Source organism: Mesorhizobium sp. M4A.F.Ca.ET.022.05.2.1, from assembly GCF_003998845.1.
Classification (GTDB): domain Bacteria; phylum Pseudomonadota; class Alphaproteobacteria; order Rhizobiales; family Rhizobiaceae; genus Mesorhizobium.
The window spans coordinates 23,156-31,675 of sequence record NZ_RZOJ01000028.1 but is presented as its reverse complement, the minus strand read 5'-3'; the positions used below and the strand labels follow the sequence as shown (position 1 = coordinate 31,675).

The 8,520-nt window shown below is 63.4% G+C and carries 7 protein-coding genes; 3 read left to right on the top strand and 4 right to left on the bottom strand.

The window, feature by feature from the left end:
• Positions 1-812 (top strand): metallophosphoesterase (locus tag EN745_RS05700; RefSeq protein ID WP_145991982.1); only part of this gene is annotated, 812 nt, incomplete at its 5' end.
• Here the strand turns inward: EN745_RS05700 and EN745_RS05695 are convergent.
• The 4 genes from EN745_RS05695 to leuA all read right to left on the bottom strand — a co-directional run bounded on the left by EN745_RS05695 (position 802) and on the right by leuA (position 6,104).
• Complete coding sequence (locus EN745_RS05695) at positions 802-1,419, bottom strand: hypothetical protein (RefSeq protein WP_126058608.1); 618 nt, start codon at positions 1,417-1,419, stop codon at positions 802-804. The genes EN745_RS05700 and EN745_RS05695 overlap by 11 nt on opposite strands.
• A gap of 76 nt (positions 1,420-1,495) precedes the next feature.
• Complete coding sequence (locus EN745_RS05690; RefSeq protein WP_127405365.1) at positions 1,496-2,290, bottom strand: alpha/beta fold hydrolase; 795 nt, start codon at positions 2,288-2,290, stop codon at positions 1,496-1,498.
• Positions 2,291-2,422: 132 nt separating this feature from the next.
• Positions 2,423-4,195 carry a hypothetical protein gene (locus EN745_RS05685; RefSeq protein WP_127420749.1) on the bottom strand — a complete coding sequence of 591 codons (1,773 nt, stop codon included), beginning with the start codon at positions 4,193-4,195 and terminating at the stop codon, positions 2,423-2,425.
• Between the two features lie 187 nt (positions 4,196-4,382).
• Entirely contained in the window at positions 4,383-6,104 is a 1,722-nt protein-coding gene (leuA, locus tag EN745_RS05680) for a 2-isopropylmalate synthase (protein ID WP_126058611.1), read from the bottom strand.
• 389 nt (positions 6,105-6,493) lie between these two features.
• On the opposite strand from leuA, the gene EN745_RS05670 reads away from it, so the two are divergent.
• Both EN745_RS05670 and EN745_RS05665 read left to right on the top strand, forming a co-directional pair.
• Positions 6,494-7,660 carry an ATP-grasp domain-containing protein gene (locus EN745_RS05670; RefSeq protein WP_127420748.1) on the top strand — a complete coding sequence of 389 codons (1,167 nt, stop codon included), beginning with the start codon at positions 6,494-6,496 and terminating at the stop codon, positions 7,658-7,660.
• A gap of 3 nt (positions 7,661-7,663) precedes the next feature.
• On the top strand, positions 7,664-8,440 hold the full coding sequence (locus EN745_RS05665; RefSeq protein ID WP_127420747.1) for an esterase family protein: 777 nt from the start codon (positions 7,664-7,666) through the stop codon (positions 8,438-8,440).
• Positions 8,441-8,520: the final 80 nt, after the last annotated feature.

The window sequence follows — 8,520 nt, the reverse complement described above, 5'->3', positions numbered from 1 at the left end:
TGCATGATGCGGTCATCGACAGCATCGTCGCAGATCTCAAAGCCAGCCAACCGGACCATCTCGCCGTCACCGGCGATCTGGTCAATCTGGCGCTCGACGGCGAGATCGAGATGGCCAGGCACTGGCTGGAGACGCTGGGCTCGCCCGATGACGTGTCGGTCGTCCCCGGAAACCACGATGCCTATGTACCGGGCGCCTTCGACAAGGTCTGCCGATCATGGGCGGCCTGGATGACAGGCGACGGCGTCAGCGGGCCGGTCGACCGCAACGCCTTTCCCTATCTGCGCGTGCGCGGCAATGTCGCGCTGATTGGCGTCTCGACGGCGCGCGCCACCGCTCCTTTCATGGCCAACGGCTTTTTCAGGGCAGGCCAGGCGCGACGACTCGGCAAAATCCTGGACGCAACGGCCGGCAGCGGTCTGTTTCGGGTGATCATGATCCATCATCCGCCGGTGCGCGGGGCGGTTTCCCAATACAAGCGGCTATTCGGCATCGAGCTCTTCCAGCGGACTGCAAACCGGCATGGCGCCGAGCTCGTTCTGCACGGTCATTCGCATGACCCGACGCTGTTCTTCATCGGCCGGCGCGGCCAAAAGATCCCTGTCGTCGGCGTCGCAGCGGCCGGGCAGGGGCTCGGTGGCAGGCACCAGGCGGCGCAATACAACCTCATCGATATCGACGGCGAAAGAGGCGACTGGCAGGTCCGTTTGACGCGGCGCGGTCTGACCGGCCCGGCGATGCCGCCTTCGGACCTGCAGGTGCTTGAACTGGTGGCCGATGCCGAGGCACCTCGCCAACTGGTCAGAAGCTGACCTTGATGGCCGCGAGGCGATCCCAGAACAGCACCAGCGACACGGCAAGCCCAACAAGCGCGCCGGCGGCGATCAGACCCAAACCGGAGAGGACGGCTGACCAGGCCTTGCCGCGCCGGGTCGCCCGCAAGGGCGGTTCGGCTTCTCTCACCGATGCCCGATGCATGCCGGGAACGGGATGCTCGACCCCGCCTTCCATCATCCTCTGGCGCTCGATCACACGTTCGGCCACATAGCGCGTCACAGAATCGGCGACGACCTTCATGTCGCTCGATTCGGCGAGCACCACGCGCCCGATGCGCGTGTCCCTGAGGAAGCGATAGGTGCGGCGGTCGCGTCCCATGGCGACGTGGCAGACGGCATCGATCCACAGGCGCGGCTGCAGGCCGGACGAGACCGCGAAGTCGAAATTGTCCATGTCGGTGGGCACCTCGGCAAAGACAGGGGCGAGCTCAGCGGCAAGCAGATCCAGTCGCATACGGTGCGCCTCGCGCATGTCGACGACGACATCGTCGCGATCAGCGAAAGCGTTCTTCACGTCGCGAATGGCATCGGACAGCTTGCGCGACGCCTCGATCGGGGTGGGTTTCTCGCCTGCGTCCTTCATCGGCGGCTGCCTCGTGTTGGTTAACAGCGGGTTAACACAGTCGCCGACAAAATGCACTGGTGAGATGGTGGATCAGCTATACCGCCCGGTCACGCGCGGACGAGCGTCGACGGCGCCGACTCATGTTACGACGCACGGCGGAAGCGACCAGATCGGATGCTTCCTCGACCAGCATATGGCCGGCTTCCAGAACATGATGCAGGTGAAAATGCGCCGGCAAGTCGTCTGCCTGGGCAACCGGCAGCATGGCGTCGTCCGTGCCCCAGACCACCATCACCGGCATGGCGAGCGTGCCCAACTGTTCGCGCGGAATGGCGCCTTGCCGATCATCCCTGGTCATGACGGCGGCGATCTCGACAAGCTTCTGCACCTGACCGGGGCGTTCGCGCATCTCGGCAAGCGTATCCACGATGTCTTCCGGCGGCTGTTCCCCTGGTCCGGACATGGCGGCCAAACAGGTACGAACCTCGTTTCTGCCGGCCGCCGCCGCATAGCGGCGCAATAGCGGCCCGTTGATCTCCGGTCCGAAACCGCCCGGCGCCAGAAGCGTCAGCGAGGCTACCCTTTCGGGCTCGCTCAACGCCATCAGGGTCGCGACCGCGCCACCCATCGAATGGCCGACGAGATGCACTTTCTTCCTTCCGCGTGTCGCCAGGTCGGCGAGAATGGCTTTGGCGGCGGAGCGCGCCGATGTGCCGGGGACACTGAGAGAATGCCCGTGGCCGGGAAGGTCGTAGGCAATCGTCCGCATTCCGGGAGATAGCGTCGAGATCACCTGGCGCCAGACATCATGGCACCCGCCAAAACCGTGCAGGAAAACGACAACCTTCGAGCCGGCGCCCCGTTCGGCGGCATAAACGGAAGAATCCATGAAAGTTTATGAGTTTTCCAAGCCCCAGCGACCGAACGGGCGCCCCCGTAGTCAAATTGTGGCTCGATTGCTCTTTGTCTAGAGCAACGGCCAGTAAATTTTTTGCGATCAGCCGCGCCGTTCTAGTACAATTCAGCTGGCGCTACCAAGGCCTGCTGCATGCAAAGCTTGGACCAACCTGTCGGTGAGATCGGCGGGGTATTTGCGGTCGACGAAGGTCGCGCGCGGATCGGCGGCGAATTTCGGGAATTTGGCGACGAGTTCATCGGTCAACTGGCCGGCCAACTGGCCGCGGCCGGCAATCTTGGCGCCGATCAGGCGCGCGGCCAGATAATGAGACTTGGTGGCCGTGGTGCGCAACGATTCACTGGCAATGGCGGCCTGCCTCGCATCCCCCAGCATGAACGCGCCGACAAACAGGCCGTAGTCCCACCATGTCGGGTGGCCACTGAAGGTCTCGACGGCGTGTGCAATGATAGGGGTGCCTTCGCTGTACTTGCCGGCGAAGATCAGCCCATAGCCGTAGGCTGCGGCCATACCGAGATCGTAGGGATTGAGCTCGTGCGCCTTGCGCATCCAGCGGATCGCTTCGTCCGTATTGCCGAGGCGCGAATTGAGATAGCCATAGGCGCGATGCGCATAGGGGCTGGTCGGCCCGATCTGCACGGAACGATGGGCAAACGACATCGCCTGTTCGATCGTCGCGCCGGAAGGATAGGCGTAGTGATCGGTGACGGCCTCGAGATGCAGGGACGCGAGTTCGGAATAGACAAGCGACGATTTCGCACCTTGGTTGGCCAGTTTCTCGAGGCAGCGATAGGCAGCCTCGTGCGTCGCTGCGCTTTGATCGAGATAGTATCTGTCGTTGAGCACCAGGCACTGCGTCAGGCCAGTGCCGATGCCGCTTTGCTCGATATAGCCGTAGATCGGTCCGGAGGCCGGAATGGTCGAGGTCAATATGTTGGCGATGCTGTCCTCGACCGCGTCGGGCGCACTGTCCTCGGCCGTCAGGTTGCGTGACAGGAGCACCCGGCCGGTGGCGACATTCTGCAGTTCGATCGTGACATCGCTTGGCGCGGGTCCAGGCAAGATGCCGAATACAAAGCTGGTGGCGTCGGCGGCCGGATCATGCGTGCCGTCAGCGTCGCGCCCGATGAAGTCTATCGTGTCGAAACCGGCAAGGCCGGTGCGCAGCGAGGCAGCCACGCGCGCCGCCTCGGGACCGCTCGCCTTTGTGGCGATGTAGATCAAAGGCAAGGTCTCCACCGGTGAAGACGCGATGCTACCTGTCGCCGCTGTTTCGACCACCGAGGCTGCATCCCCGCCGCCGAGCAAGGCATCGCCGCCCTGGCGAAGGATGAGCACGCCCAGCATGGCGATGACGACAGCGATCGCGCCCCAGAAGAACCTCAGGTGGCGGGTCAGCGACGGGCCATGAGCCTGAGAAGCGGGCGGCGACATCGGCGGCGCGGACTGTGCGGGAGCGGGCTCCTCTGGCAAGCCGGGCGCCACGATGGCACGCGCCACGCCCGCCGCCGGCTCCTCGCCGACAGGCAGGCGAATTGCGTTCAGCTCATAGGATGGAACATAGCCGCCGCGCGGGATGGCGATACGCACCGGTTCGGCAACGCCTTCATTGGCGAAATATTGCTGCAGGAGCTCGCGCAGCCTGCCCGCCTGGACCCGGACCACGGCATCGGTCGACGGATCGAAATCGCCGTCCCTGCCGAAGACATCCATGGCGATGGAGAAGCCCTTGAGCCGGTCGGCTTCGCCGGCCTGCTCGCGCTCGACCAGGTAGCGGAGCAGCTTTCGGGCACGCTCCGAGCGTCCGAATGTTTCGCTGGCGAGCAGTCGCTCAAGTGTCTCGCGCACTGCGGGGGCGGCAGGCGGGGCATGCTGCAAGTGTCGATCCTCTCGAAGTCGGCACAGGTTAGGGCGCGATCATATAGCGATGGCACTGCCGCACAAGCATAGTTGTGTTATGCGATCGCGTAAGCCACCGGATAATTGCCCATGGTTAACGCGCGAAAGCCGGTATCGCAATGCGTGCGGAGCGCCGCGGACGTGCGGCGCTCCGGGTAAGCATTGATCAGCCGGCGTTGCGGCCGACGATGCGGTTGGCGGCCGAAACCACCGCTTCCAGCGAGGCGGCGACGATGTTGGTATTGATGCCGGCGCCGAACAGCTTGCCGCCGGGATACTCCATCTCGACATAGGAGATGGCGGAGGCATTCGAGCCGCGCTGCAGCGAATGTTCGGAATAGTCGAGCACCGACATCGCGACGCCAACATGCCGCGACAGCGCATCGACGAAACCATCGATCGGGCCGGTGCCGGTGCCGGTGATGGTCATTTCCTTGCCCTTGTCGAGGATCACCGCCTCGATCACGCGGCGGCCCTTCACCTCGGTGTCGGGATAGGTGTGGTGATCGATGAATTCCAGCCGGGCGCTGGGCTGGTCGACATAGGTCTCGAGGAAGCGCTCATGGATCCGCTTGGCGGGCACCTCCTTGCCTTCGGCGTCGGTGATTGCCTGGATAGCCTGGCTGAACTCGATCTGCAGGTTGCGCGGCAGATTGAGGCCGTAGTCGGCCTGCAGCACATAGGCGATGCCGCCTTTGCCGGACTGCGAGTTGATGCGGATGATCGCCTCGTAGGTGCGGCCGACGTCGGCCGGATCGATCGGCAGATAGGGCACTTCCCAGAGCGGCGTGTTGGCCTTCTTCAGCGCCTTCATGCCCTTGTTGATGGCGTCCTGGTGCGAGCCGGAGAAGGCGGTGTAGACCAGTTCACCGACGTATGGGTGGCGTTCCGGGATTTTCAGCTGGTTCGAATATTCATAGACGTCCTTCATCCGGTTGATGTCGGAACAATCCAGCTCGGGATCGACGCCTTGCGTGTACATGTTGAGCGCCAGCGTGACGATGTCGACATTGCCGGTGCGCTCACCATTGCCAAACAGCGTGCCCTCGACGCGGTCGGCGCCGGCCATCAGGCCGAGCTCGGTGGTGGCAATGCCGGTGCCGCGGTCATTGTGCGGGTGCAGCGAGATGATCAGGTTCTCGCGGTTGTCGAGGTTGCGGCACATCCACTCGATGCGGTCGGCATAGATGTTGGGCGTCGACATCTCGACCGTCGACGGCAGGTTTATGATCAGCTTGTTGTCGGCCGTCGGCTTCACGATCTCGGTCACGGCATTGCAGATCTCCAGAGCCACCTCGAGCTCGGTGCCGGTGAAGCTCTCCGGCGAATATTCGAAGCGATAGCCGCCGCCCGCCTTGGCAGCCATGTCGGTGATCATCTTGGCGGCGTCAGTGGCGATGCGCTTGATGCCGGCGACGTCCTTCTCGAAGACGACGCGGCGCTGCAATTCGCTGGTCGAGTTGTAGAAATGCACGATCGGGTTGGTTGCGCCCTTCAGCGCCTCGAAGGTGCGGGTAATCAATTCGGGACGGCACTGCACCAGCACCTGCAGCGAGACATCGGCCGGCACGTTGCCTTCCTCGATGCACCAGCGGGCGAAATCGAAATCGGTTTGCGAGGCCGAGGGGAAACCGATCTCGATCTCCTTGAAGCCCATGTCGAGCAGCAGCGCGAACATGCGCGCCTTGCGCTCGTGGCCCATCGGGTCGATCAGCGCCTGGTTGCCGTCGCGCAGGTCGACCGAGCACCAGATCGGCGCCTTGTCGATGACCTTTGACGGCCAGGTGCGATCGGTGAGGCCGACGGTCGGGTAGGGCTGGTATTTGCGAGCGGCGTCCGACATGCCCTTCTCGGCATGGTCAGCCTGAATGTCTTCTCGTGCGTTCATCGTCATCTCTCCCGGCGGCTCGCGGATCCGCCTTCAGACGGATTGGTGCCGAGCGGCGCCTTTACCAAAGTTTCGTTCGCTTGATGTGACTTGCCAACTGGCCAAGGAGCGTGCGCGTAAGCGGCGATTTCGACCGCCGGGCGCTCCTTCAGCGAACCCGGCGATCGCCGATAAGGCCGAGAAGAAGCAGAGTGGAAGCAAGCGCGCGCACGGTCTCGCCGGCAAAGCCGGTCGGACGGGAAGCGGCGGAGGAGGCGCGCGTGTTCATGGCGGTTCTCATACAGGAGCGGCATTCGAGAGGCAAGTGCCGGCGCGGCCAGGCTCTTCCCCACGTCCGGCAAATGCGCCAAACTCGCCGACGAGGCAGCGACGCCTGGGGAGGCCCATCCATGAATTTTGTGTACTTCTCGCCGCATTTTCCGGCCAACGGCGCCGACTTCTGCGATCGGCTGAAGAAGGCCGGCGCCACCGTGCTAGGCATCGGCGATGCGCCTTATGAGGCGCTGAGCGGAAAACTGAAGGCGGCGCTGTCGGAATATTACCGCGTGGCCGACATGGAGGACTACGAGCCGGTATTCCGGGCGATGGGCCATTTCATCCACAAATGGGGGCGCATCGACCGTTTCGAGTCGCTCAACGAGCATTGGCTGGAGCTGGAAGCCAACATCCGCACCGACTTCAACGTCTTCGGCACCAAGCTCGATTTCGTTAAGAACCTGAAGCGCAAGAGCCGCATGCGCGCCTTCTTCCGCAAGAGCGGCGTCGAGACCATTCCGCAGCGCAAATGTTCCGATCGGGCGGGCGCCATGACCTTCATCCGCCGCGTCGGCTATCCGGTGGTGGTGAAGCCTGATTCCGGCTCGGGCGCCTCGAACACGTTCAAGATCTCCAATGCGAAGGAGCTCGACCAGTTCTTCCGGGACAAGCCGGAGGGCGTGACCTTCGTCATGGAGCAATTCATCGAGGGGCTGGTGGTGACGTTCGACGGTCTGGTCAACCGCGACGGCGAGGTGGTGCTGGCGGCGAGCCACCGCTACGACCAGAGCGTCATGGAGGTGGTCAACCGCGACCGCCACATGAGCTACACCTGCTTTCCCGAAATCAGCCCGGCGGTGGAAGAGGCGGGCCGCAAGATTCTCAAGGCGTTCGACGTGCGCGAGCGGTTCTTCCACATCGAGCTGTTCGAGACCAAGGACAAGCGCGTCATCGCGCTCGAGGTTAACATGCGCCCGCCCGGAGCCTGGATGACGGATGCCATCAACTACACGTTCGACATCGACGTCTATGCGGCATGGGCCGACATGGTGGTCAAGGACGCCGCCGGCGGACCCTACGAAGGCAAGTATTTCACCGCCTATGCCAGCCGCAAACGCCACCTCCACTATTTGCACAGCCATGAGGACGTGCTAGCCGCCCACGGCGACAAGATTGTCCACCACCAGGCCATCGAAGAGGTTTTCAGCCGCGCCATGGGGAATTACGCCTATCAGATGCGCTCGAGGGACCAGAAGGCGCTGCGCCAGGCGGTCGACTACATCCACGCGGAAAAGGCCTGAGCGATGGATGTCTCCTATCACAAGGGGTTTGCCCGCAATCTCGGCCGCGACATGGAGTACAAGCGCTACGGCCATGCCGGCCGGCCGGTGGTGGTGTTCCCGACCTCGCAAGGGCGCTTCTACCAGTTCGAGGATTCCGGCGGGGTGGGGGCGCTGGCCGACTTCATCGATACCGGCCGCATCCAGTTGTTCACGCTCGACGGCATCGATTCCGAATCCTTCTTCGACAAGCATGGCGATCCTGCGCAGCGCATCGCGCGCCATGAAGCCTATTTCCGCTATGTGCGCGAGGAAGCACTGCCGGAACTGCAGTCGGTGGCCGCCAAGGCCAATGGGGGGCGCAATCTGAAGCCGCTGTTCTCGGGCTGTTCGATGGGCGGCTATCATTCGTCGAACTTCGTCTTCCGCTTTCCGGAGCTGGCCAGCGGCGTCATTGCGCTGTCCGGCGTCTATTCGACCCGCGATTTCTTTGGCCGGACGCTCGAGGGCAGCATCTTCTTCAACTCGCCGCTCGACTACCTGCCTGGCATCGTGGACCAGAAGCTGCTCGGACGGTTGAGGGCGCTGAGGCTGATCTTCTGCTGCGGGCAGGGCGCCTGGGAAGAGCGCATGCTGGTCGAAACGCGCGAACTGGAACAGGTGTTGCGCGACAAGTCGATTCCGGCGTGGGTCGACTATTGGGGCGGCGACGTCAGCCATGACTGGCCATGGTGGCACAAGCAACTGGTGTATTTCTTCGGCCGCTGGCTGGACGAGGATCTGATGAAGCGGCTGGATTGAACCGCAACCGACCCGGTCCGCGGTTTTGCGAAGCTTGCCGATGCCGGCGGCACAAGGCCCTTTCCAGACAGGTTCGGGCG